22 protein-coding genes are annotated in these 25,006 nt (G+C 41.1%); 17 read left to right on the top strand and 5 right to left on the bottom strand.

Annotation, left to right across the window (positions count from 1 at the left end; genetic code table 11):
• Positions 1-123: 123 nt before the first annotated feature.
• Both D1367_RS26220 and D1367_RS26215 read right to left on the bottom strand, forming a co-directional pair.
• Positions 124-438, bottom strand: a complete 315-nt coding sequence (locus D1367_RS26220) for a hypothetical protein (protein ID WP_118169507.1) — start codon at positions 436-438, stop codon at positions 124-126.
• 264 nt (positions 439-702) lie between these two features.
• Complete coding sequence (locus tag D1367_RS26215; protein WP_118169505.1) at positions 703-2,916, bottom strand: phosphoketolase family protein; 2,214 nt, start codon at positions 2,914-2,916, stop codon at positions 703-705.
• Positions 2,917-3,399: 483 nt separating this feature from the next.
• On the opposite strand from D1367_RS26215, the gene D1367_RS26210 reads away from it, so the two are divergent.
• The 11 genes from D1367_RS26210 (at position 3,400) to D1367_RS32445 (ending at position 17,192) form a co-directional block, all read left to right on the top strand.
• Entirely contained in the window at positions 3,400-4,782 is a 1,383-nt protein-coding gene (locus tag D1367_RS26210; protein ID WP_118169503.1) for a cytochrome P450, read from the top strand.
• 451 nt (positions 4,783-5,233) lie between these two features.
• Positions 5,234-5,989 (top strand): LmeA family phospholipid-binding protein, encoded by a 756-nt coding sequence (locus D1367_RS26205; RefSeq protein ID WP_118169501.1) that lies wholly within the window; start codon positions 5,234-5,236, stop codon positions 5,987-5,989.
• Positions 5,990-6,093: 104 nt separating this feature from the next.
• Positions 6,094-7,788, top strand: a complete 1,695-nt coding sequence (gene crtO / locus D1367_RS26200) for a beta-carotene ketolase CrtO (protein WP_118169499.1) — start codon at positions 6,094-6,096, stop codon at positions 7,786-7,788.
• A 438-nt stretch (positions 7,789-8,226) separates the two neighbouring features.
• The gene (locus D1367_RS26195; RefSeq protein WP_118169498.1) at positions 8,227-9,108 is read left to right on the top strand and encodes an EboA family metabolite traffic protein; all 882 of its coding nucleotides are present in this window, start codon (positions 8,227-8,229) and stop codon (positions 9,106-9,108) included.
• Between the two features lie 194 nt (positions 9,109-9,302).
• Positions 9,303-10,211 carry a TatD family hydrolase gene (locus D1367_RS26190; RefSeq protein WP_118171661.1) on the top strand — a complete coding sequence of 303 codons (909 nt, stop codon included), beginning with the start codon at positions 9,303-9,305 and terminating at the stop codon, positions 10,209-10,211.
• Between the two features lie 117 nt (positions 10,212-10,328).
• Positions 10,329-11,261 (top strand): UbiA-like protein EboC, encoded by a 933-nt coding sequence (gene eboC / locus D1367_RS26185; RefSeq protein WP_323808663.1) that lies wholly within the window; start codon positions 10,329-10,331, stop codon positions 11,259-11,261.
• Between the two features lie 349 nt (positions 11,262-11,610).
• Positions 11,611-12,837: a metabolite traffic protein EboE gene (eboE, locus tag D1367_RS26180; RefSeq protein WP_118169496.1), complete on the top strand. Its 1,227-nt coding sequence runs from the start codon at positions 11,611-11,613 to the stop codon at positions 12,835-12,837.
• Positions 12,838-12,851: 14 nt separating this feature from the next.
• A complete protein-coding gene (locus D1367_RS26175) occupies positions 12,852-14,237 on the top strand; it encodes an alkaline phosphatase family protein (RefSeq protein WP_118169494.1) in 1,386 nt (461 codons plus the stop codon).
• A gap of 346 nt (positions 14,238-14,583) precedes the next feature.
• The gene (locus D1367_RS26170; protein ID WP_118169492.1) at positions 14,584-16,077 is read left to right on the top strand and encodes a catalase; all 1,494 of its coding nucleotides are present in this window, start codon (positions 14,584-14,586) and stop codon (positions 16,075-16,077) included.
• A 302-nt stretch (positions 16,078-16,379) separates the two neighbouring features.
• Positions 16,380-16,592, top strand: a complete 213-nt coding sequence (locus D1367_RS26165) for a hypothetical protein (RefSeq protein WP_118169490.1) — start codon at positions 16,380-16,382, stop codon at positions 16,590-16,592.
• Between the two features lie 207 nt (positions 16,593-16,799).
• The gene (locus D1367_RS32445; RefSeq protein ID WP_118169488.1) at positions 16,800-17,192 is read left to right on the top strand and encodes a hypothetical protein; all 393 of its coding nucleotides are present in this window, start codon (positions 16,800-16,802) and stop codon (positions 17,190-17,192) included.
• Positions 17,193-17,893: 701 nt separating this feature from the next.
• Here the strand turns inward: D1367_RS32445 and D1367_RS26155 are convergent.
• Entirely contained in the window at positions 17,894-18,328 is a 435-nt protein-coding gene (locus tag D1367_RS26155) for a hypothetical protein (protein WP_118169486.1), read from the bottom strand.
• Between the two features lie 360 nt (positions 18,329-18,688).
• On the opposite strand from D1367_RS26155, the gene psbQ reads away from it, so the two are divergent.
• The 5 genes from psbQ (at position 18,689) to hemJ (ending at position 22,268) form a co-directional block, all read left to right on the top strand.
• Entirely contained in the window at positions 18,689-19,144 is a 456-nt protein-coding gene (gene psbQ / locus D1367_RS26150) for a photosystem II protein PsbQ (RefSeq protein WP_118169484.1), read from the top strand.
• Between the two features lie 232 nt (positions 19,145-19,376).
• Complete coding sequence (locus tag D1367_RS26145) at positions 19,377-20,486, top strand: NAD(P)/FAD-dependent oxidoreductase (RefSeq protein WP_118169482.1); 1,110 nt, start codon at positions 19,377-19,379, stop codon at positions 20,484-20,486.
• Positions 20,487-20,646: 160 nt separating this feature from the next.
• Positions 20,647-21,498: an alpha/beta fold hydrolase gene (locus D1367_RS26140; protein WP_118169480.1), complete on the top strand. Its 852-nt coding sequence runs from the start codon at positions 20,647-20,649 to the stop codon at positions 21,496-21,498.
• Between the two features lie 10 nt (positions 21,499-21,508).
• Entirely contained in the window at positions 21,509-21,706 is a 198-nt protein-coding gene (locus D1367_RS31315) for a hypothetical protein (RefSeq protein ID WP_181984965.1), read from the top strand.
• A complete protein-coding gene (gene hemJ, locus D1367_RS26130; RefSeq protein WP_118169476.1) occupies positions 21,687-22,268 on the top strand; it encodes a protoporphyrinogen oxidase HemJ in 582 nt (193 codons plus the stop codon). The genes D1367_RS31315 and hemJ overlap by 20 nt, the downstream gene beginning before the upstream one ends.
• Before the next feature lie 579 nt (positions 22,269-22,847).
• On the opposite strand, the gene D1367_RS26125 is transcribed toward hemJ, so the two are convergent.
• On the bottom strand, positions 22,848-23,756 hold the full coding sequence (locus tag D1367_RS26125) for a peptidoglycan-binding protein (RefSeq protein ID WP_118169474.1): 909 nt from the start codon (positions 23,754-23,756) through the stop codon (positions 22,848-22,850).
• A 426-nt stretch (positions 23,757-24,182) separates the two neighbouring features.
• Between D1367_RS26125 and D1367_RS26120 the strand changes: the two genes are divergently transcribed.
• Complete coding sequence (locus D1367_RS26120; protein WP_118169472.1) at positions 24,183-24,791, top strand: hypothetical protein; 609 nt, start codon at positions 24,183-24,185, stop codon at positions 24,789-24,791.
• 91 nt (positions 24,792-24,882) lie between these two features.
• Here the strand turns inward: D1367_RS26120 and D1367_RS32950 are convergent, their stop codons facing one another.
• On the bottom strand, positions 24,883-25,005 hold the full coding sequence (locus D1367_RS32950; RefSeq protein ID WP_267255605.1) for a hypothetical protein: 123 nt from the start codon (positions 25,003-25,005) through the stop codon (positions 24,883-24,885).
• Position 25,006 lies beyond the last annotated feature (1 nt).

Raw genomic sequence — 25,006 nt, 5'->3', positions numbered from 1 at the left:
TATATTTTGAATTAATTATACTTTATATAAACATCAAAACCTATCTAATAAAAACCGCAAATCTACGCAATCAAACGCCAAATTATCCACATTTCACTGCGTACATCTGCGGTTTGAAAATCCTTAATCAACTAACCCGATCGCACTTTTCCTCAAGTCTCCAAATTCCCCACGCTTCCAGATAAAAATATCACCCTTCGTCCTACCTACAAAAATCAAGTTTTGCGACTTGTAAACTAGGTTTCTGACTCGTAAAGTAACTTTTGCGACTTGAAAACCAGCTTTTGCGACTTGAAAACCAGCTTTTGCGACTTGAAAACCAGCTTTTGTGACTTGAAAAGCAGCTTTTGCGACTTGAAAACCAGCTTTTGTGACTTGAAAAGCAGCTTTTGCGACTTGAAAACCAGCTTTTGCAACTTCAAAACCAGCTTTTGTCAAAGGATTTCAGCAAATCTACTCCTATTTTTCCTGTCTGCTAGGTTCTCTTCAATAAAAAAACGCAAATATACGCATTCCGACGCAATTTTCAGCGTTTATATACGTATAAATGCGATAAAAGTGGAAACAATTTTAGCTTTAGGGACTTCCAAATAAAAAAATACTCAACTACTTCTTGTGGGGCGGGCATCTTGCCCGCCCGCATAGAAAGGCGGGCAAGATGCCCGCCCCACAATATTGGGTAATTTATTTGTTGGAAGTCCCTTAATGCACTAACGCGATCGCCCTCTTTGTCAACGCTTCAGCAGTCAATCCATTAAACGCCATCAACTCGCCAGCACTGGCTGTAGTTTCGCCACGTTTCCAAGCAAAGGTATCGCGCTTGGCTGTACTCCGTAACAGAATTGGTTCCAGCATCCCCGCAGCACCACCAGTAACAGCAATTAACGCATCACCATCAAATAATTCGGCAAATTTCGCATCATCCAAGAAACCGCCTTCAGGTTCAGAACAAGTATCCCATGCGGTATCATGGCTACGGTACAATTGCCGAGGATTGATCACAGAAACTATCTTTGCACCAATACCTTCAGTTTCCAAAAAAGCTGCTGCTTCAAATACTGGCATTAATGTCATATCACCAATCACAGCAAATACAACTTGCTTATCACCAGCAACTTCATGCAATAGCACAGCACCATCGCGCAACCCTTGACGAGTTTGTTCTAAAGTTGTGCGAATTGGTAACGGCGATTTACTAGCTGTAATCACAATTCCTTTATTCTTAGTTTTCAATGCCCACTCATAACAGGCTTGAATACTATTAGCATCAGGCGGAAATAATGGGAAAACATTTCCATTTCGCATCAACGAAGCAAAGTAAGCTTCAATTTCTGGACGTTGGTGAGTCCAACCGTTACGCCCTTGCTCTAATGCCCCGGCTGTGAATAAAGTAATAGTCGAGGGAGTTTTACGGCGCAATTCTGCCATTGATTGGGTTACAGTTTGCCAAATTGGTAATCCGTTGATGGCAAAAGATTCGTAAGAACACCACAAAGTTCTCGCACCCATTAACGCCAAACCCGCAGCTAAACCGGCACAAGCATCTTCACTCAATGGTTCATAAACTTGTCCATTTGGTGCTTGGTTATATAAATCGTCGGTTGTGGGGTGAATAATCTTTAATGCTTGATTGATGTTGGCAATTCCTGATGCTTCGTTACCATCAGCGTTGGTGACGAGGAAATTATGATCTTTATTTCCAACTATTCCTACCAATCGTCCCATCGCAGTTGTGGAAACTTTTGGTTCACCACCAACTGCATATTCTTCTAAAGGTAATTCGCCTAATTCTGGTAATGGAAATTCAAATTCTGTCACCACAGTTTTTGCTGCTGGGCCACCACCGGCGCGTTCTGCATTTGTTCTAACTAATTGCCAAGCTTCCGCAGATAAAGCACGGGTTTGCAATGCACTAACAATATGGGTTGCATCCAGCGTATCTTTAGGATACAGGTTGTGAGATTTTGCACCCCGCGCGTGAACTCCTGCACCTTTGAGTTGTTTAATAATGAAGACGGTAAGTTTACCACCCAATGCAAAACGCGCTGCTTTATCTACACCCGAAAGTACTGCTTGCGTAAATTCTAGGCGTTTCTCAAAGGAAAAGGCGGTACTATCAACGTAATCCCCTGACTGGTTTTTATCGTCGAAATCCTTAGCATCCACTAACACCACTTCATCAAAACCGTTACCTTGCCAATATGCTTGCATCTGTTCATTGGTTTTTAAAGAAACCATGCTGTGATGTTCTTGGCTGTAACCGTTCCACACCAACACCGGTAAGAAGTTGGTGACAGCAGGATAAGCTGTATGGAAATGTGCGATCGCACTTACAATATAAGGCTCACCCAATCCACCATCCCCAACTGTAAAGGGGAACAACTTATCTTTGTGCAACAGTGCAGCTGCCATTGCAAAGTGTTGCCCTTGTCCCAAAGGCCCCGCAGGTGCGAGAATACCAGGGATGTAACCAGAAAGGTGTCCTAAAAGTCCGTGCTTTTCTCGGAAGCGATCGCGCAATTGTTGAACTGTAAATATTCCCATATCCTCTAGCGATCGATCCAAGAACATGGCACTATAAAATCCGGGGGCGTGGTGTCCGACTTCGGTAATAATGTTCTTGTATCCCAGCATGACAAGAGAGGCGTAAGCTTCTGCTTGGCTGGCGAATCCACCGGGATGCCCAGAAGCTTTACTAGCGGTAACTTGTAAAGTTAGATAGCGTAAGGCATCAGCAGCAAGTAAAGTTTGATATACAGCATTCGGTTCTGTGGGAGATGCGATCGCTATTTTGCCCGATTCTATAGCAGGTGTTGCACCATAAGTTTCAAAATCTGGTAAAGCTTCACCAAAATATTGAATTCCTTCAGAAAAATCGGGAAGCGCTGAAGATGCCTTTGGGGAAATTGCAGTCATGCTGAGTACCTTGTGACGATTAGATGAAACTGTCTGACTTTTCACGGTATCTGGGGAACCTCACTTCTATTTCTCTCATCCTTTAAGGAGAGAGACTTTGAATTTTTCCCCTTAGAGCGACGAGTTGGGGGTTAGGGGGTTAGGTTTTTCGTCGGCTTTTCCAGATGACATGAAAATTCAGGTGAAACTGTAGATGCTTGTTGAATTTAACAAAAATTTTACATCTTCGAGGTTGTAACAGTTTATTGCTTTTTTGCAACGTTAGAATAAGTAATTTAAATGGTCACGCAACCAAAATTTCACTTAGGGACTTCCAAGTAAAAAAATATTCCATTGCTATTGTTCACTGTTGACCGTTGACGGTTCACGAGTTTTCAGTCAACAGTCAACAGTCAACAGTCAACGACTTGAATGTGGAATAATTTATTTTTTGGAGTTCCCTTAGTTTAAGTAGCAAAAAAATATTAAGCAGTAAAAAAACTTATGAAGTTACCAAATGGCCCGCAAATCCCAGCAGTTTTACAGATGGTACGCTGGATTACCAATCCCATGTCATTTATGGAAGCTTGCGCCAAAAGGTATGGGGAGACTTTTACTATGAGGTTAGAAAAAAATTCTCCTCCTTTGGTAATTGTCAGCAACCCTGAAGCGCTACAACAAATTTTGACAAATGATACCAAAGAATTTGAAGCGCCTGGTGATCTGAATGGGGTGTTTGAATCTTTGCTGGGTAAGCATTCTGTCATTACCATTAGTGGCGCAGAACACCAGCGCCAACGCCAGTTGTTAATGCCTCCTTTTCACGGCGAAAGAATGCGAAACTATAGCCAGGTAATTAACGATGTTACCCAAAAAGTTATCAGCCAATACCAAATAGGCAAACCCTTTAATATTCGGTCTGCTACTCAAGCTATTACGCTGCGGGTGATTATGCAAGCTGTGTTTGGGCTACATGAAGGGACTCGCGCCGAAAAACTACAGCAATTTTTGGGTGAGGTTTTAGAAAAAGGCAGTTCTCGCTTACTTGTGGCTTTGCTTTATTTTCCAGTTTTGCAAAGAGATTTTGGCCCAATTAACTTTTGGGGAAAACAGATGCGCCGTCAACAAGAATCTGACGAACTCATCTATGAAGAAATTCGGGAACGTCGAGAACAAGCAGATTCATCACGCACGGATATTCTCAGTTTACTCATGGCTGCTACGGATGAAGCAGGGGAACCTATGACTGATGAAGAATTGCGCGATGAATTGATGACTCTATTAGTCGCCGGACACGAAACCACGGCTACAGCTTTAGCATGGGCATTATACTGGATTCATAAATTACCATCAGTGCGCCAAAAGCTACTAGAAGAATTAGATAGTTTGGGCGATAATCCAGACCCCAGTATCATTTTCAAGTTACCCTATCTCAATGCTGTTTGCTCTGAGACTTTACGCATTTATCCAGTAGGTATAATCACCTTTCCTAGAGTAGTAAGAACGCCTTTATCCTTGTCCGGTTATGAACTAGAACCGGGTACAGTAGTACTTGGTTCTATTTATTTAACCCACCACCGAGAAGATATTTATCCAGAACCTAAGCAGTTTAAGCCAGAACGCTTTTTAGAAAGACAATTTTCAGCTTATGAATATTTGCCCTTTGGTGGTGGCGCAAGGCGTTGTATTGGTTTAGCATTTGCCCAGTTGGAAATGAAGCTAGCGATCGCTAAAATCCTGTCTAGCCTCGAATTACAACTAGTTGATAATGGTGAAGTGCGACCTAAACGCCGTGGTTTGGTCACAGGGCCAGATCGTCCTATTGAGATGGTTGTCACGAGTCAACGTCAGGTGAAGTCTCCCATTTTACAGACAACCACTGTTTGATGCTGAGGAGTTTGATGGTTGCGTTCAGCAAATTTTCAAAAGACTTAACCCCGAACCTCTTTGCTAACTGACTTTTCACGGTATCTGGAAAACCTCACTTCTATTTCTCTCATCCTTTAAGGAGAGAGACTTTGAATTTTCCCCCTTCCCGCTACGTGTTGGGGGTTAGGGGGTTAAGTCAATCGTTAGCTTTTCCACATCTTTTAGAAGATAGGTTTAGAGAGAGGTCAAAATATATTGCATAAAAAGGAGCGATCGCTATATATATTTAGATATATTTTAAACCTAATGGATAATTAACTAAAAGCCTTTGCATTTGGTACTTAACGATCGCAGTCCTGTTTACAAATTACTTTAATCTACAACTTATCATATACCTCAATATAGATTTATTCTTTAGAACTAGCCTTTACAGTGAAGAGTAAGAGGACATTGAGGAGATTATTAATTCATGCCTGATGATCATCGATTTGAAGAAAAATTTATATCCCAGGAAGCTGAAAGAAGAATATCTGAAAAGCTAGATGACGCAGAAAAAATTGAAATAGATGTACAAACCGATCTATTGAAAATAGTTCAGGGACAGGTGGATGGAGTTTCGGTTGCTGGTCTTGGATTAGTGATCCAAGAAGGCATTCGGGTACAGGAAATCAAACTGCAAACAGATACTATTGACATCAATCCCTTAAGCGCTCTTTTTGGTCAAATAGAACTCAATCAGCCAGTAAATGCCATAGGTCGCATTGTAGTTACAGAAGTAGATATTAACCACGCCTTGACCTCAAACTTTGTTCGCAGCTGGATGCAAAAGTTTGAGTTGAATGTAGATGGCGAGATTGTAAGTTTTGAACCACAAAAAATTCAAGTATTTTTACCTGGTGAAGGCAAAATAGAATGTAGAGGAAAAGTGCTGTTAAAGGAAATGGGAAATACTCGTCCTTTTGCTTACACTGCGCTGCTTCGTCCACGGACTAGTTCACAACCCGCAATGCTGGAGAGTTTTAACTGCACTGAGGGAGAGGGTATTTCAATAGAATTAGTTACAGCTTTAATGCAGAAAGCCAAAGAACTGATGAATCTACCCTATTTAAAATGGGAGGATATGGCGTTTTCTATTAAAGATATAAAAGTAGAAACTGGTAGCTTAGTGCTTCTGGTAGAAACTCAAATGAAGCAAATACCATCATTAGAAATATTATCTCCTTAGCAGTATTGGCAGTAGTTAAAGATAATTTTTGCTACTGAAGGATGATGTAAAAGTAGTAAAATGTTTCTAGAATTTGGAAAGCTACTTATTTCTAAATTTCAACTATGCAAGAGTATGATGTTGTGCTAATCGGTGCTGGACACAATGGGTTAGTTTGTGCAGCTTATTTGCTGAAAGCTGGTTATAGCGTCCTGTTACTAGAAAAGCGTTCTGTTCCAGGTGGTGCAGCAACAACTGAAGAATGTTTACCACAAGAGGCTCCTGGATTTAAATTTAACTTGTGTGCTATTGACCATGAATTTATTCACTTGGGCCCAGTAGTTGAAGAATTAGAACTAGAAAAATACGGCTTGCATTATTTGGAATGCGATCCAGTTGTTTTCTGTCCTCATCCTGATGGGAAGTATTTCTTAGCACATAAATCGCTAGAAAAAACTTGTGCAGAAATCGCTCGTTATAGTGAACGTGATGCTAAAAAATACGCAGAATTTGTAGATTATTGGCAACGTGCGATCGGTGCAATGGTTCCGATGTTTAATGCACCGCCCAAGTCAATTATAGATATCGTGGGCAACTACGATATCAAAAAATTAAAAGATTTATTTTCGATGATTGGTTCCCCAAACAAAACGCTGGACTTTATTCGCACCATGTTAACCAGCGCTGAGGATTTACTTAACGAGTGGTTTGATGAGGAATTTCTGAAAGCGCCATTAGCAAGACTAGCAGCAGAACTTGGTGCGCCGCCATCGCAAAAAACCCTTGCCATTGGTGCAATTATGATGGCAATGCGTCACAACCCTGGAATGGCCAGACCACGCGGCGGAACTGGCGCACTTGTGAAAGCTTTAGTGAATTTAGTCACTAGTAAAGGTGGCGTTATTCTCACAGATCAGCACGTAGAAAAAGTTTTAATTGATGATGGAAAAGCTGTTGGTGTGCGAGTAGCTGGTGGCAAAGAATATCGCGCTAAATACGGGGTTATTTCTAATATTGATGCCAAGCGGTTATTTTTACAAATGACTGATAAAAGTGATATCGATGGAGCCGATCCTGAGTTATGGGAAAGATTAGAACGCCGCATCGTTAACAATAACGAAACTATCCTCAAGATAGACTTAGCTTTAGACGAACCACTGCGCTTTCCATACCACGCCCACAAAGACGAATATCTCGTTGGTTCTATCTTAATTGCCGATTCTGTGGCTCATGTAGAACAGGCTCATAGTAAATGCACCTTGGGAGAGATTCCTGATGCTGATCCATCAATGTATGTGGTGATGCCTAGTTATTTAGACCCCACATTAGCACCCCCAGGTAAGCATACTGTATGGATTGAATTTTTTGCCCCTTATCAAATAGCCGGTGCAGAAGGCACTGGTTTAAAAGGTACTGGTTGGACAGATGAATTGAAAAACAAAGTTGCAGATAGGGTGATTGATAAATTGGCAGACTATGCACCCAATGTCAAGAATGCAACGATCGCCCGTCGTGTAGAAAGTCCAGCAGAACTAGGAGAAAGATTAGGTGCATACAAAGGGAATTATTACCATATTGACATGACTTTAGATCAGATGATATTTTTCCGTCCCTTGCCAGAAATAGCAAACTACAAAACGCCAATTGAGAATCTATTTTTGACTGGTGCAGGAACTCACCCAGGTGGTTCGATTTCGGGAATGCCGGGACGCAATTGTGCGCGTGTATTTTTGCAGGCAAAGCATCCCATTAGTCAAACTTTGAAGGATGCGCGGGATTCGATTAAGTCAACTGTCGAGTCGGTGTTTGGAATTAATTAAGCGTTAGACATAGGAGAATCTAGAGACGTAGCATTGCTACGTCTTTACAAAGGTTCTAGATAAGGCATATTTAATTTCACTCCTATGTCTGTTGCACAGATAAAGTATATTATCACCAAAGCATACATCTGTTTTTGACTTTTGCAAAAACAGATGTATGCCTTCAGGCGATATTTATATCATGTCCGCTTGATTGCTTATTAAACATGCATTTAAAGGAAAATTAATGCAAACCGTCAGAAAATTTGAGGCTTTATCTAATCGAAATAGTATCTTTACAATATCTTGTTTAAAGTCGGGAGATTTTTATAGATTCAGTGAAGTTATGATCTTGGTACTATATTATCTAGCTGCTTGAATCACAAAGCATCAAGTTTAGTGCTAGATTTTATACTTGGTTGTCACAAAAAAGTTGGGCAACTTTTCCTGAAATTCATCATGAATAAAGTAAACAAGTTACTGCATCACTGGCTGTTAAAGTCTGTTTCAGAGAAAGCTTTTGCTTGGCTGGAACAGAAACAGGCACAGATTGCTAGCGGCGCTGCTGAGAGAGTGTTTTTTACGGCTTTTAGTGCTGTGCCGCGTTATCTAGGTAAACAGGATTTGCAGCTAACATTCGATGACTTGGAAGCAGCACAGGATGTGATTCCCGGTTGGTATCCCGATCATTGGAGTGTAGATCAAGCAGGTCGTACACTCTTGCTTCTAGCTTTGCCCTATGATGATGCTGAGGGCTATGTGCGATCGCTTGATAAATTCTTCTCCACTGCCGATATGGGGGAGTTAGTAGTCCTTTATCAAAGTTTGCCGTTATTACCACATCCAGAGTTACATCGCCATCGCGCTGCTGAGGGAATTCGCAGCAATATGAGTAATGTATTCCAAGCGATCGCACTACGAAACCCTTATCCAGCAGATTATTTAGATAATGCTGCTTGGAATCAGATGGTGCTGAAGGCTGTGTTTGTCGGCAGTCCGTTGCATCTAATTTGGGGACTCGATCGGCGTGCTAATCCAGAATTAGCGAGGATGTTGGCAGACTATGCTCATGAACGTTGGGCAGCTAAACGCTCAGTTACGCCAGAACTTTGGCGGACTGTAGGGCGGTTTGCGGATAGTGCAATCATCACAGATTTAGAAAAAGTACTGGCTAATGGGGATATACACGAGCAAGAAGCAGCAGCGTTAGCTTGTGCTGAGTCTCCTTTACCCCAAGCACAAGCATTACTTTCTCGCTACCCAGATTTACAGTCATCCATTCAAAAAGGTAATCTGACTTGGAATAGTTTTAGCCGCGATGGCCTTTTTGTTTACAAATAAAAGGGAGTGGGGATGAGGGAGATGAGAGAGATGAGGGGGAACAAGGAAAATAACCAATTCCCAATTACCACTTGCCCTGAACGAAGCCGTTCGCGTAGCGTCTCCCAGAGAAGGGATGCCCACTTGCCCTGAGCGAAGCCGTTCGCGTAGCGTCTCCCAGAGAAGGGATGCCCACTTGCCCAATCATTACAACTATGATGTTTATCGATCCTCACATTCACATGTGTTCGCGCACTACTTACGATTACTTAGTAATGCGGGAATATGGCATTGTTGCCGTTATTGAACCAGCTTTTTGGTTAGGACAACCGCGAACGAACGCTGGCACATTTAAAGACTATTTCAGTAGTCTTGTGGGCTGGGAACGGTTTCGTGCTAGTCAGTTTGGCATCCAACATTACTGCACTATTGGCCTAAATCCGAAAGAAGCTAACAATGAGGCACTAGCAGAAGAAGTTATAGAACTGCTACCACTTTATGCTTGTAAAGAGGGAGTTGTTGCCATTGGTGAAATTGGCTACGACGACATGACAGAAGCAGAAGATAAGTACTTTTGTCAACAGTTAGCATTAGCCAAAGAACTCGATATGTTGGTGCTAATTCATACGCCTCATCGCAATAAAAAGGCGGGTGCTAGTCGGAGTATGGATCGCTGTATTGAATACGGCTTAGATCCTTCACAAGTAATTATTGACCACAACAACGAGGAAACCGTTGAGGAAGTATTAGCACGGGGTTTTTGGGCAGCTTTTACAATTTATCCACAGACGAAGATGGGTAACGCTAGGATGGTTGAAGTTGTCCGTAAGTATGGACGCGATCGCATCATTGTAGATAGCAGCGCTGATTGGGGTATTAGCGATCCTTTGGCAGTCCCAAAAACGGCTCAGTTGATGTTAGACAGGGGTATTCCTGAAGAACATGTGCGAGCAGTTTGTTATGAAAACGCCCTAGCTGCTTACAGTCAAACTGGGCAGATGCAAGCATCAGACTGGCTTAATCCACAATCTGTTGATCAACGTCAGTTGTTCAATGGCAATTCTGTGTTGCGGGGACAAGAACCAGGAATCAAATCAGTTTCAGATTATGTGTTGATTGAGTAGAAAATTGCTAGAGACGCGATTAATCGCGTCTGTATTGGAGAGTGGGGAGCATAAATATCTGATTCATCTATAATATGCGGTTTGTTTTGAGAAATTATTAGGCACGGAGGCAGATAAGTGAATGTTGCAAGCTTAAATTTTCAAAGCTGGCGGGGTTATCTAGAATTGATGCGTCCGGCTAATATTGTTACTGCTTGGGCGGATATTCTTGTTGGTTTTGCCGCTTCTGGCTCTGGAATTATTTTTGCTCAATTAATCAATGGAGAAGCAAGTTTTACCATACTAATTCCATTAGCTTGGTTGTTATTAGCTACAACTGGTTTATACGGCGGCGGTATAGTTTTTAATGATGTTTTTGATGCTGAATTAGATGCAAAAGAGCGACCAAATAGAGCAATTCCCAGTGGTCGCGTATCTCGTCAAAATGCTACTTTATTGGGGAGTATACTGTTTACGATCGGGATTATCGCTGCTTTTCAAGTATCGTTGTTGAGTGGTGCGATCGCTATTTTTATTACTCTTTCATGCCTTTTATATGACTCACTCGCCAAACATCATCCTTTTTTTGGCCCTTTAAATATGGGTTTATGTCGTGGCAGTAACTTATTATTAGGCGTAAGTGCTGTACCTACAATAGTAGAAGAACGTTGGTATTTAGCCCTGATTCCTATTTTTTACATTGCTGCTATCACCGCAATTAGTCAGGGTGAAGTTCACGGAGGTAAGAAGATTACAGGAGTCCTTGCATTACTGCTGATTGCAATAGTTTTGACGGCAGTTTTAGCTTTAGGATTATTAGGAGAGTATAAAGCGATCGCAGCACTACCATTTGGTATTTTGTTAGCTATCAGAGTCTTGCCTAATTTTATCAAAGCTGCGCGTGAACCAATAGCCGAAAATATCCGAAATGCCGTGAAAATAGGCGTGTTATCTCTAATAGTTTTAGATGCAACAGTTGCATCTGGATTTGCTGGTTTGTATTACGGTTTATTCGTTTTAATTTTGCTACCATTCTCGATGAAGTTAGCAAAAGCATTTGCTGTTACTTAAAATTGAATCTATACACCAAGTAATCCTATAAATCGGTTGTAGGGGCGCATAGATGTGCATAGGTGTCAACTTAACGAGAAAGCCAGTCTAAAACAAGCTTTTACATTCTCTCGTTCCCAGTCTCCGACTGGGAATGCCATCTTAGAGGCTCCGCCTCTCTCACTTGCGGTAGAGCCGCTATGATGAACATTTCCAGCCAGAGGCTGGAAACGAGATTTGAAAGGAGTTTTACCTTAAGTTGACACAAATGATAGATGTGCGCCCTTACCCATGAGTATGCGGCAGGTATTTTGTGAAATAGTATAAGCCAAAGAAAATGGATTACATATACAAGGGATAAAGCTAGAAAATGAAAATTACAAAAGACAGCAACTTTCACTTAACTTATTGCAGCAATATTCACCCTGGCGAAAGTTGGCTAGAGGTTTTCGCCAATTTGGAAAAATATGTTCTCAATCTCAAATCACGTTTATCGCCAAAAGAAGCTTTTGGTATTGGTTTAAGATTAGCAGATGCAGCTGCTAAAGAACTGTTACAAAATAATAACTTGGCTCAATTCCAAGCGTGGCTTACTCAAGAAGATTTATATGTTTTTACTTTAAATGGATTCCCTTATGGCGGATTCCATCGACAGGTGGTAAAAGATCAAGTTTATGCACCAGATTGGTCTACACAAGAACGGGTAAATTATACATTAAACTTGGTGCAAATTTTAGCTACTTTGTTACCAGAAGGATTGGATGGCGGAATTTCTACGTTGCCATTATCTTATAAACCTTGGTGGCAAAAAGATCAAGCAACTTTCGAGACAGTTTTAAAAGAGAGTTGTTTAAACATAGCGTCAGTAGTTGTAGAAATGATTCGCATCTGCGAAGAAACAGGAAAAATATTACATATTGATTTAGAACCTGAGCCTGATGGTTTAATTGAAAATACCTCAGAATTAATTGATTTTTATCAAAATTTGTTGTTGCCAATTGGCGGTAATTACTTATCAGAAAAGTTAAATATTGAGCAGAGTTTAGCAGAAAACAAATTGCTAGAACACGTTCGGATTTGCTATGATACCTGTCATTTTTCTGTTGAATATGAGGAACCACAATCTGTATTTGGGCGTTTGCACTCAGCAGGGATTAAAATTGGCAAAATTCAAATCAGCGCCGCGATTAAAGTAAAAATCCCTGCTGATGTTGAAAAACGTAGCTTGATAGTTGAACGCTTACGTCCATTTGCTGAATCTACTTATCTTCACCAAGTAATAGAACGTCGCAGTGATGGTACACTCCATCATTATCCTGACTTAATAACTGCATTACCACATTTAGAACAATCTCTAGCCCAAGAGTGGCGTACTCACTTCCATGTCCCAATTTTTATTCATGATTATCAAATTTTGCAGTCTACCCAAGATGACATTGCTACCGTTTTACATTTACTCAAAACAAACAATGCTTGCTCACATTTAGAAATTGAGACTTACACTTGGGATGTATTACCAGCAGCAATGAAGATAGATTTGCTGACTTCTATTCAACGAGAATATGAGTGGGTATTAAAAGAATTTACGGCAAATTAAAAGGATATTAATTTATGCAGAAAACGGTTGTTCTAAATGTTGTCGGATTAACGCCCAGTTTAATAGGAGAAAACACACCATTTTTATCTTCTTGGGTTGCCAAAGGGCAAGTAGTCCCGATCGCAACAGTTTTACCTGCTGTAACTTGTTCTGTTCAAGCTACTTATTTAACAGGAAAATTGCCTGATGAACATGGAATTGTCGCTAATGGTTGGTACTTCCGCGATGAATGTGAAGTGAAATTTTGGCGACAATCTAATAAACTAGTGCAATCTCCTAAACTTTGGGAAATAGCTAAATCAATTGATCCAAACTTCACTTGTGCCAACCTTTTTTGGTGGTACAACATGTATTCTTCAGTAGATTATGCCATTACGCCGCGCCCGATGTATCCCGCAGATGGGAGAAAGTTACCTGATATTTATACCCATCCTAGTGATGTGCGATCGCAAATTCAATCTGATTTAGGAAACTTCCCTCTGTTCGATTTTTGGGGGCCAAAAACTACCATTAGTTCTAGTCAATGGATTGCCAATTCAGCAAAATGGATTGAGGAACGTTACAGCCCTACATTATCACTAGTTTATTTACCACATTTAGATTACTGTCTGCAAAAATTTGGTTATGATGCAAAACACATCCAAGCTGATTTGCGAGAAATTGATGCTGTTTGTGGCGATTTAATTGAATATTTTCAAGCACGTAATACTCAGGTAATTATTCTTTCTGAGTATGGCATTACCCCAGTTTCCAAAGCTGTAGATATCAATCGTGTATTACGGGAAAACGGTTTGATTGCTGTGCGGGAAGAATTAGGGCGAGAACTGCTAGATTTTGGTGCTAGCATTGCTTTTGCTGTTGCCGATCATCAAATTGCTCATGTCTATGTGAACGATCCGGCGTACATCCCGAAAGTGCGATCGCTTTTAGAAGCGACTGAAGGCGTAGCACAGGTATTGGATGACGAAGATAAACAAGCCTACCACCTTAATCATCCTAGATCGGGAGAGTTAGTTGCGATCGCCGCGCCTGACGCTTGGTTTACCTATTATTATTGGCTCGATGACGCAAAAGCGCCTGATTTTGCTAGAACTGTAGATATCCACCGCAAACCTGGTTACGATCCTGTAGAACTTTTCCTTGATCCGCAGATTAGATTTCCTCAAGGAAAAATTGCTCTCAAGTTACTTAAGAAACAACTGGGTTTTCGCTACTTAATGGACGTAATTCCTTTGGATGCTTCTCTAGTACGTGGCTCTCACGGTAATATCACCACTTCTGTTGCTGAAGGGCCTCTATTTATCACTCATCAAACCCATCTAGTTAATGAACATCAAATTGAGGCGACAGATGTTTGCTCGTTGATTCTCAAACACTTACAGCAGATTGCAAGTTGGTGAGGTACAGATAATTGTAGGGGCATGGCACTGCCATGCCCCTACGGATGTACCTCATTTACCTGAAATACGCTATCTAGCTTGCATATTCAAAATTAATATAACTATTGTGGGGTGGGCAACATGAGCGCCCTAATTATGGAAGGTTAAATGTGGAACAGCTTATGAACACTTAACATCCTAAAAATACAAAATAATTTTGTTGAAATTCATAGTCATATCGAGTATGCTTTATATGTAAACTCATTATGACTATGAATTAATTGGCTCTATCAGTGGGCAAGCATCTATCTACCAACAAAAATTTACCTTTTCAGTTCCAGTAACTTCACAGAGAGCTTCTTTACCCATGACTGAACCCCAAAACTTGACAACTGCTGACGGTATTCCAGTTAGCGATAACCAGAACTCACTTACAGCTGGATCGCGTGGGCCTGTATTAATTCAAGATTTCCACCTCTTAGAAAAGCTGGCTCATTTCAACAGAGAACGTATTCCTGAAAGAGTTGTTCACGCTAAAGGTGCGGCGGCTCATGGTACTTTCACGGTTACCAATGACATCACCCGCTACAGTAAGGCCAAACTTTTTTCTGAAATTGGCAAAAAAACAGAAGTTCTCCTGCGCTTTTCGACAGTCGGAGGAGAAAAGGGTTCAGCAGATGCCGAGCGTGACCCTAGAGGTTTTGCCATCAAATTCTACACTGAAGAGGGCAACTGGGATATTGTAGGCAACAATACGCCTATTTTCTTCATCCGCGACCCTTTGAAGTTTCCTGATTTTATCCATACCCAAAAGCGCAATCCCCAAACCAATTGCAAAGACCAGAATGCAAAGTGGGATTTTTGGTCACTCAGTCCAGAATCGCTTCACCAGGTGACGATCCTGTTTTCAGACAGGGGAATACCCAAAACCTATCGAAACATGGACGGCTTTGGTAGCCATACTTTCAGTTTAATTAATGCTGAAGGCGATCGCGTTTGGTGTAAATTTCACTTTAAGACTCTGCAAGGGCATCAAACCTTGACGGAGGAAGAATCGGCTAAGATTAAGGGCGAAGATCCCGATCATGCGACTCACGATCTGTTTGAAGCGATCGCTAAAAAAGACTATCCTAAGTGGCGGATGTGTATTCAGGTGATGACTGAGGAGCAAGCGGCAAAACATCCAGATAATCCTTTTGACTTGACCAAAGTTTGGAAGCACTCAGAATATCCTTTAATTGAAGTCGGGATATTAGAGCTAAATCGGAACCCTGAGAATTATTTTGCCGAAGTAGAGCAAGCTGCTTTTAGCCCTAGTGCTGTGGTTCCGGGCGTTAGTTTCTCTCCAGATAAAATGCTGCAAGCTCGGATATTTTCTTACCCAGATGCTCAACGTTATCGCTTGGGTGGTAACTATCAGCAACTACCCGTTAACCAGCCCAAATGTCCAGTGATGCATTATCAGCGAGATGGCTTTATGGCATCGGGGAACAACGGCGGTAGCGTTCCTAACTATGAACCGAATAGTGCTGAGGGTACGCCCAAAGAAAATCCAGCTTATGCAGAACCACCTAGTCATTTGGGCGATGTCACAGTAGATCGTTACAGTCATCGTGAAGGAAACGACGATTACACCCAAGCTGGTGATCTGTATCGGTTAATGACTCCTGAACAGCAAGAGCGGCTGGCTAAAAATATTGTCGGTAGTCTAAGTCAAGCAAGAGAAGACATCCAAATGCGTCAACTTTGCCACTTCTTCCGGGCAGATGTTTCTTATGGTAGTCGTGTAGCTGAAGGGTTAGGCATTTCAATTGATCCCTCAATATTTTCTCATAATGCTCAACCTGTAGGTAACTGGTAGCCTTATCCAATTTTGTGGGGTGGGCATCTTGCCATTGGTGTCAACTTAAGCTAAAAAGCTTATTCCACAGGCGTTTTACCCCCCTTAATCCCCCCTTGGAAAGGGGGGAGACCGAAAATCCAGTTCCCTCCCCTTTCCAAGGGGAGGGTTAGGGTGGGGTAACGCAGATCGTGATGGGAAGCCAGAGAACTGAATATGACGTTTTGACAAGGGTTTCACGTTAAGTTGACACCAATGACATCTTGTCTGCCCTAAAGCAAATTCATTTGATTAACTTACAAAATAAATCGAGGTAATTACAGATGAAATTAACAGCAACAGAAAAAGGCTTATTAATCCCTAAAGAACTATTAGGAGAAAACCAAGAGTTTGAGATTATTCAAGAAAATGGAAAAATTATTATTACTAGCATCAAACAAACATCTTCTATTTGGGATTTAGGTTCAAATCCTGTGGAATGTGATGTAAAAGATGGTGCTATTAACCGCGATCGCTATCTCTATAATCTTAGATAATCATTTTTATCAAGCTAGATTTCAAATTTAACTATCATAAATTAAGTATAAATAACTAAAGATATATTTACTATTTTATTCTGAATTTAATAATGTCTGACAAAGTAGAGTCAAAACTACTTGCAGTTAGATCCCTAATTTTTCAAATAAATCGAGGATCTGGAATTGCTGTAGCTGAATAATGGAAAGGAGTTCAAAGACTCATTAATGGAGCTAAAAGACTCTTTAATGGAGTTCAGAGGCTCTTTAATGGAGCTAAAAGGCTCATTAATGGAGCTAAAAGACTCTTTAATGGAGTTCAAAGACTCATTAATGGAGCTAAAAGACTCTTTAATGGAGTTCAAAGGCTCATTAATGGAGCTAAAAGACTCTTTAATGGAGTTCAGAGGCTCTTTAATGGAGTTCAAAGACTCATTAATGGAGTTCAGAGGCTCATTAAGTAGAGAAACAAAAATATTTACAGTTATTGCGATCGCACCCTTCGCAAAGCATACAGCGCTTCCGGCTATTATGCAATACAGCTTTTCTCCTTGCCCTCTCCTATCAAAGCTTTCAGATTTGAGGATGTACCTCATAGCTGCCGGAAGTGCTGTATCGTAGAGAAGTAGTTATAAGGGTTGCGATCGCTTCATTTTGCTTACCTGCATTTGAAATGACATTGTGTAATTAATTATCTTGTCTACTTATTAGACTGGGATTTGAATCCCAGGCTGGTAATGCAGCCGGTGCAGATTACCTAAATTACTGAAACCAACGCCAGACAAAAGCAACCATTCTCCTGAATCAAGGCTGACGATTCCGCCGCAAGTCTTCCAGATTTTTACGAATGGTTATTGTATTGGGATGATTTGCCCCCAACTCCCTTAAAAAGGGGGCTTTTATCATTCCCCCCTTTTTAAGGGGGGTTAGGGGGCAATACTGCTCGGTTAAGCCTCTTTTGGGCATTATAGACAACGATAGTTCAAGGGTTTCAGCCCACTTTCTTTCCTTAACCGAGCAGTATTGGGTTAGGGGGGATCCATTCGTGACAGGTTAAGACAAAATTCGTTTTGTCAATAGTAGTTACGCTAAAAATTGAAACTGTAGTTAGGTATCAAATCTCATCTTCTACGGACTTTATCGGGTAAGAATGAGTGATGCTTTTTAAGACGACGCGTAGGCGCAGCCCGCCGTAGGCATCGCTAGCCCAAAAATTGTGTTTTTCTACCCTGTTTTTGGCAATATTTTAAGTATTATTACTCATTGACAAATTTTTGATGACCTTAACCTGTCAAGAATGGGGGGATCTAGGTTTCAGGTTTTCAATGCGTAAGTCCTGGTTTATTAAAAACTTCTAAAATGTGTCGGCAAATCTGTTTGAGCTTATCCTCGATTTCGCCAGAAGGCGAAGATGCGCCGACAACACTCCAGTTTTCTACCGTAGAAAGTCGCCACGCTTCACCGCGATGATCGAAGCCAGCTACTTCCACGCCGATCGCCCGCCGGGAATTATTGATGGGATCTTGATAAAATCGGATTTGAATTAAAATACTCCGACTTCGCCAAGATTTGCTGATACCAGGAAAGTGAAAGCCAATATCTATAGAATCTGGATCGACTAACTCCCTGGTTTCCGGGTCATTCTTCCAGGGTTTGAGATCAGATTTGGCATCAGGAAACTCGAATTTGAACAAATTAACCACCGTAGCAATGTTGCTGGCGAGTTCAAGGTTCGTTGCCTGTTCAGCTGCATTCACTAAAAAACACTCCTATATCGCGTCGGCATCTTCGGGGATGTGAAGACAGAAAAACCGCTAAAAGGCTTATCTTATCGGTGTTTCAGCTTATCAAGACCTTTGAGATTTAGCAACTCTAAATCATATTTCCCTAACAATCCTGGTTACTAGACAGATACCAAAAATAGGTTCTTGTTGGGACTGGCTAACACCTATTAAGTAATTGTACTTAAAAAATCCTGAAAAGCAGATGAAACTCTGCCGTTTGGAAAAAATATCAAGATTTTCTGCAAAATCCCTGGCAGATAAGAACGATAAATTACGCTAGCGATCTAAAATGACACTGTTAATCGGCAAAAAAACAGTAATCAAGTTCAATGTATGGTGCGTCAACGCTCGATTTTTTCATTTTTCCTAGTATTATTGGCCACATTCCTAATTAGTTGTGGCGGCCCTGGTGTTGCGGTAGCACCTCCGACTTATACAGCAACGCAACTTGAAAGAATTCAGGCTTATGTTCCTGAAATTCAGGCTGTGCGCGATCGCTCAGAAGAATTGACAACCCTGATTAAAAAAGGTGATTGGATTAATGTGCGTAATTTTATACATGGCCCGATAACGGAAGCAAAGCTGAATCTGACTTATGTAACTCCCAACCTTCTACCCAAAGACCAACCCACAGCACGTCAAATAACGCAAGATTTTTTTAAAGACCTGGTTAAACTTGATAAAGCTACTAGTGCTGGCAAACCTCAACCTGCCTTGACTAGCTCTGAAGCTGCTTTTGCAGATATTGACAAATTCCTCAATCTGCTTCCTAAGAAAGAAGAGGGTTAAAAGTAGAGACGCGATTAATCGCGTCTGTACAGTAGAGACGCGATTAATCGCGTCTCTACAAGAGGTAAGAGTTAGGAGTTAGGAGTTAGGAGTTAAGAGTTAGCAGTTAAGAGTTAAGAGTTAAGAATTTAAAATTTTTAACTTCTCACTTCTAACTCCTAATTTCTCAAATTTTTAACTGCTAACTCCTAACTTCTAACTTCCTCCTAACTTCTCATTTAAAGCACAAGTCATGAATGTAGTTATTATCGGTTGTGGTGTGGTTGGGGCTGCGATCGCATACCAACTGAGTCTAGTAAAAGGGCTAAAAATCACAGTTTGCGATCGGCAAGCACCAGCCCAAGCTTCTACGGGCGCTGCACTTGGCGTTTTAATGGGCGCAATCAGCCAAAAAATTAAGGGCAAAGCTTGGCAGATGCGGGAAACTAGCATCCAACGCTATGAAACTTTGATTCCTGAACTAGAAGCTGTAACAGGTCGCAAAATCCCCTTTAATCGCCAGGGAATTCTCAGTCTTGGTTTGGAAGAGGAGAATTTAGCAGCATGGGAAAAACTTGTAGAAGTTCGCCACTCTCAAGGCTGGCATTTAGAAATATGGGATACGGCTAAACTCAAAAATATCTGTCCTCAAGTTGATTGCGAAACAATAACTGGCGCTGTCTATTCTCCTCAAGATCGTCAACTTGATCCAACTGCTCTCACATTAGCTTTAGTTGAGGCTGCCCAACAAAACGGTGTAACCTTCAAATTTGGTGTCGCTGTTTTGGATGCCCAAACCTCACCACCTGATTCTTCCCCCCAATTTTGCGTTCAACTTGAGACTACAGAAGGAAAAATAGCCGCAGATTGGTTTGTAGTCGCAGCAGGGTTAGGTTCAACACCACTGACAGCAAAATTAAATCAAATAATTGATATCCGCCCCGTGCTAGGGCAAGCATTGCAAATGCATGTAGGGCATCCGTTGGGTAATCCAGACTTCCAGCCAGCGATAACGGGTAACGATGTGCATATTGTTCCTGTGGGTGGTGGAGATTATTGGGTGGGTGCAACAGTGGAATTTCCCAACAATGGCCATGAGATACCGCCAAATCAAGAACTGCTGGAATCAGTTAGAAAACAAGCGATCGCATTTTGTCCAGAATTAGCCACAGCAACCATTCGCCGCACCTGGTCGGGTTTACGTCCCCGTCCTGAAGGTCGTCCAGCCCCAGTTATTGGTAAGTTACCAGGGTTTAGTAATGTCCTCCTAGCTACCGGACACTATCGCAACGGCGTTTTACTAGCACCCGCTACAGCTTATGCGATTCGTGAGATGATTATTTCTCAAGGAATAGGGGGATGAGGGAGCAGGGGGAGCAGGGGGAGCAGGGGAGGCAGGGGGAGCAGGGGAGGCAGGGGGAGCAGGGGAGGCAGGGGGAGAAAGAATAACTAATGACGAATGACCAATGACCAATGACAAATGACAAATGACAAATGACAAATGCCCAATATAGGAAAATAGCGTGTCAATAACAGAACATAAAATCAATGTAGATTCACTGGAATGGTTTTATCGGGAATCTTTACCAATCGGCAGAAGTGACTTAGCGCCTGTGTTGTTGCTACACGGCTTAGTTTCACAAAGTTATAGCTGGCGTAATATTATACCTGCTTTGGCGAATCAGGGGACAAGAGCGATCGCTCCAGATTGGATTGGTTACGGCAATTCTTTAAAACCAGAAAAACGAGATTTTGCTTACACTCCTGATGCTTTTATTACAGCTTTAGAAGGATTTGTTAAAGCGCTAGAACTTGAACACTTTTCTCTAGTTGTCCAAGGATTTTTAGGTTCTGTAGGATTACAATATGCCTTGCGTCATCCAGAACAAATTGCCAATTTAGTTATTTTAAATACACCAATTTCAACTGCTGCCAGATTACCCTGGAAAATTAAACAAATGGGTTTACCTTTGGCAGGTGAGGTCATGACCCAAGACCCGCTTTTGGTTGACCGAACGCTAGAAGGTGGAAGCCGTTATCGCATAGGGGATAAGGAATTAGATATTTATCGAAAACCATTCTTGAAAAGTTCTTCATCTGGGCGGAGTCTCTTATCAAGTATTCGCAATTTACAGCTTGATTCAGCAATGAAAGAAATTGAATCTGGCTTTAAAGAATGGCAACAGCCAATTCTGATTCAATGGGGTATGATTGACCCTTGGTTACCCGTAGACATTGCCGAAAACTTTGCCAATTCCGTACCAAATACCGAATTAATAAAACTTAACAATGTCGGGCATTATCCTCAAGAACACTACCACGAAGCGATTTTAGAAGACCTTTTACCCTTTGTGCGTCGTAAAGATGCTCATTGACAATATACTTTTGGCAAAAATCGATATTATAAAAATGAAACCACAGATAAATACCGATGATTTATCTGTGGGAAAGAAATTAATTCTGGATTTTTGCCAGACTTATAATGTTATTTCAGCCTGCATTTGTGAACTTTTTATTACCATTAAAAATGGCTCACAACCACAAGTAAAGGAGATTAGTATTCATGGCTTATTCATGGTTTAAAGCCTTTCATATTGTCGGATTTGTAGTTTGGTTCGCTGGTTTGTTCTACTTAGTTCGTCTTTTTATCTATCACGTTGAAGCCAACCTTGAACCCGAACCAGCGCAAACGATACTGAAAAATCAGTATCAAATTATGGAAAAGCGTCTCTACTATATCATCACTAACCCAGGAATGTACGTGACGATCGCAATGGCTATCGGTTTATTAACCACTGAACCGGACGTTTTAAAAGAGGGTTGGTTGCATATAAAACTGCTGTTTGTGGCTATTTTAATTGGTTATCATCATTACTGCGCTCGGCTGATGAAAAAGTTAGCAGTAGATGAGTGTGGCTGGAGTGGTCAGCAATTACGTGCTCTAAATGAAGCACCCACAGTTATGTTAGTAGCGATCGTGTTGCTGGCTGTGTTTAAGAATAATCTACCTACAGATATCGCTGCTTGGGCTATTTTTGGCATGATTATTTTGATGGCAGTCACTATTCAACTTTACGCCAAAAAACGCAGGCAGGATAAAGAGAAGTTAACTGCACAAATAGGACAACCACAAGAACAAAGTTAGACAAAGTAGGGTAGCACAGATGTCAAACTAATTCATAATTGATAATTTATAATTCATAATTGAAAGACGCTCGCGGACTCGCTATCAGTGGGAGCAAGAAATGCTCCACGCTCTTTAAGACCACGCTCATTAAAAATGAGCGTGGGTGGCTCTGTCCCATTTTAAAATTTATGAACTTGTACTGAGCGTCTTGCCCTGAGCGACTTGTGCCGAGCGACTTGTGCCGAGCGACTTGTGCCGAGCGACTTGTGCCGAGCGAAGCCGAGGTAAGCCGAGGTAAGCCGAGGTAAGCCGAGGTAAGCCGAGGTAAGCCGAAGGGAGCCGAAGTATTATGAATTATGAATTAATAATTATTTGGTCATTGGTGTCAAATTAACGTAAAAACCAGTCCAGACAGAGCTTTAAAAGATTGCCTCGTCAAGAGTCTCCGACTGGGAATGCCTACTAAGAGGCTCCGCCTCAAGACTTGCGGTAGAGCCGCAATTGAAGAGCATTTCCAGCCTCTGGCTGGAAACGAGGTTTTAAAGGAGTTTTAGCTGAAGTTGACACCAATGCACAGATGTACGTCCCTACTATTACTCATCCTGGAAAAGTTTTCAGTAAATCATCCCCAGGAATCACGGCAGTGTAAAAAGTATATTTGCGATTAGCGACATAACGGCGGTCTTGTTTAATAATCGCCATAAACTCTCTATGTCCCTCACGAGTCCGTCCCACTAAACAACCCGCGCTAGCAAGGCGAATATCATTCCGGGAATAATCAAAGCCGTAGTGTTGATTCACATAAAAATCATCACCTGTATCAAGTTTGTCGCCAGTCCGTTTAAAATCTTGGTTGAAATCTCTACAAACAGTTATATCTCCAACTTGCACTAATGCTTCGTGAGGCTCTGCTGTGCCGTGAGTACCAACAGCCCAAGCTTTGTATTGTCCAAACTGAATCCTAGCTGCTCCTTTGCGATTCATCGGATTATAAGTGTAGTACTTCCCTGGTTCTGTAGTAGCTTCCCAGTGATCTACGATTTTGGGAACGCCGTTTACTACTTCAATGACAATGCGGCGATCGTTAAATTGATTGGGTGTATCACTGTTGAGAGTCCAGTCTGCATCTATACCCTCTACATAAACAATGTTGTATTCTTTTGGATTGCTAAATACCTGATAATCTTTGGATTGCATATATTTTACAATCTTACTAGCGATGTCATTGCCTAGTTTTAAGGGGGGTTTAGGAAGATCATCTATTTTGGTTTCAATTAGTTTTTTGGCTGTGACTGCTCCTAAAAAGCCATTCTCTTCAAGCTTTGTTAATTCTTGAAATTTTTTGAGAGATATCACAGAAACAGGGCCAAATTTACCATCGGCTGGAGGTTCCAGCAAACCTAAGCCGATTAACAGTATCTGAATCTGACGAGCCAAGTCTGCATCCTCAGCGATCGCCTCAAATCCCCATTTCTCATCTTTTCCCAAGAAATCTTGTAGTTTCATGATGCACCTACCTTAATTTACTTACTTCTAAGTATAAACATCATTTTCAACATTGATGTTGTTATGAACAATACTCTAAAACAAAATTTATTGTGATAATTTTTACTATTAATTTATGATTAAGCACCCCAAATATTCATGATTTATACTGGAATAAGAATGTATTTATTTGCAATGCTAAATACATTGCTAAGTAATAATACGTATAATACCTCAAAAGTATAAATCCAGAACAAGCTTGTTTATAGAGCAATACGCTTGGGTTAATACCGATGATTTGTGAGGTTGCCTAGTTAGAACAAATTGTCTTAATCTGATATATATTGAATAAATTAACTTTTGTATAAAAACTTTCCAAAAATAGAAAGGTGAGCTAGTTTCGTCATAACTAGAAAAATCAAGGTTATTCTTAGGTGTTTAATAAAAATGGCAAATAAAATACTACTCAGCCTTCAAGATTTAAAACCAGAATATCAAAAGCTTTGGAATAGTTGCCAAATTAGACCAGATAAACTGAGCAGTACTCAAAATATAGTTGCGAAAATCAGTGCAAATCGCCCTCGTTACGAAGCATTAGTGCAAAAAATTAATGTGCCTTGGTACTTTGTTGCAGTCATCCATAATATGGAATGTTCCCTTAACTTCAGCAAACATTTGCACAACGGCGACTCGCTAAAAAAACGTACTGTCAACGAACCATCTGGTAGACCACTAGCTGACCCTATCAACGGCTGGGAGGTAGGATACACTTGGGAAGAAAGCGCGATTGATGCTTTGACAATCAAAGAATTCAACCGAGTAAAAGATTGGAGTTTGCCAGCACAACTTTGGCAGCTAGAGAGATACAACGGCGTTGGTTATAGACAGTACCATCCAGAAGTTCTCACGCCTTACCTGTGGTCAGGGACTAACAACTACAACAAAGGCAAGTATGTAGCAGATGGCAAATGGGATGCTAATGCTGTTTCTGCCCAAATTGGTGCGGCAGCTTTGTTAAAAGTTTTGATAAAGGAAGCAAATCTGAATATTCAATAAAACGTGGCGAACAACACATGATCGCACACCGTTGAGATGAATAAGACTGAGAATATCTTAGACATATTCTGTAACTTCCCAGGTAGGAAAGTCAGGGATATTCCCATGAGGGAAGAAAGAAGAAAGAGATATATAAGGGAACTCCAAAAAATAAATTATTCCACATTAAAGTCGTTGACTGTTGACTGTTGACTGAAAACTCGTGAACCGTCAAC

Source organism: Nostoc sphaeroides, from assembly GCF_003443655.1.
GTDB lineage: Bacteria > Cyanobacteriota > Cyanobacteriia > Cyanobacteriales > Nostocaceae > Nostoc > Nostoc sphaeroides.
Note: the sequence above shows the minus strand (reverse complement) of the source record. Positions and strands in the feature narration are given on the sequence as shown.

Excerpts from the sequence above, each read along its gene's own strand:
- D1367_RS32445 (WP_118169488.1), top strand. The coding sequence starts at position 16,800 with ATGGAGCTAAAAGACTCTTTAATGGAGTTCAGAGGCTCTTTAATGGAG.
- D1367_RS26210 (WP_118169503.1), top strand. The coding sequence starts at position 3,400 with ATGAAGTTACCAAATGGCCCGCAAATCCCAGCAGTTTTACAGATGGTA.
- eboE (WP_118169496.1), top strand. The coding sequence starts at position 11,611 with ATGAAAATTACAAAAGACAGCAACTTTCACTTAACTTATTGCAGCAAT.
- D1367_RS26145 (WP_118169482.1), top strand. The coding sequence starts at position 19,377 with ATGAATGTAGTTATTATCGGTTGTGGTGTGGTTGGGGCTGCGATCGCA.
- D1367_RS26190 (WP_118171661.1), top strand. The coding sequence starts at position 9,303 with ATGATGTTTATCGATCCTCACATTCACATGTGTTCGCGCACTACTTAC.
- D1367_RS26205 (WP_118169501.1), top strand. The coding sequence starts at position 5,234 with ATGCCTGATGATCATCGATTTGAAGAAAAATTTATATCCCAGGAAGCT.
- crtO (WP_118169499.1), top strand. The coding sequence starts at position 6,094 with ATGCAAGAGTATGATGTTGTGCTAATCGGTGCTGGACACAATGGGTTA.
- D1367_RS26125 (WP_118169474.1), bottom strand. The coding sequence starts at position 23,756 with ATGAAACTACAAGATTTCTTGGGAAAAGATGAGAAATGGGGATTTGAG.
- hemJ (WP_118169476.1), top strand. The coding sequence starts at position 21,687 with ATGGCTTATTCATGGTTTAAAGCCTTTCATATTGTCGGATTTGTAGTT.
- D1367_RS26215 (WP_118169505.1), bottom strand. The coding sequence starts at position 2,916 with ATGACTGCAATTTCCCCAAAGGCATCTTCAGCGCTTCCCGATTTTTCT.
- D1367_RS26170 (WP_118169492.1), top strand. The coding sequence starts at position 14,584 with ATGACTGAACCCCAAAACTTGACAACTGCTGACGGTATTCCAGTTAGC.
- D1367_RS26165 (WP_118169490.1), top strand. The coding sequence starts at position 16,380 with ATGAAATTAACAGCAACAGAAAAAGGCTTATTAATCCCTAAAGAACTA.
- D1367_RS26195 (WP_118169498.1), top strand. The coding sequence starts at position 8,227 with ATGAATAAAGTAAACAAGTTACTGCATCACTGGCTGTTAAAGTCTGTT.
- D1367_RS26120 (WP_118169472.1), top strand. The coding sequence starts at position 24,183 with ATGGCAAATAAAATACTACTCAGCCTTCAAGATTTAAAACCAGAATAT.
- D1367_RS26175 (WP_118169494.1), top strand. The coding sequence starts at position 12,852 with ATGCAGAAAACGGTTGTTCTAAATGTTGTCGGATTAACGCCCAGTTTA.
- psbQ (WP_118169484.1), top strand. The coding sequence starts at position 18,689 with ATGGTGCGTCAACGCTCGATTTTTTCATTTTTCCTAGTATTATTGGCC.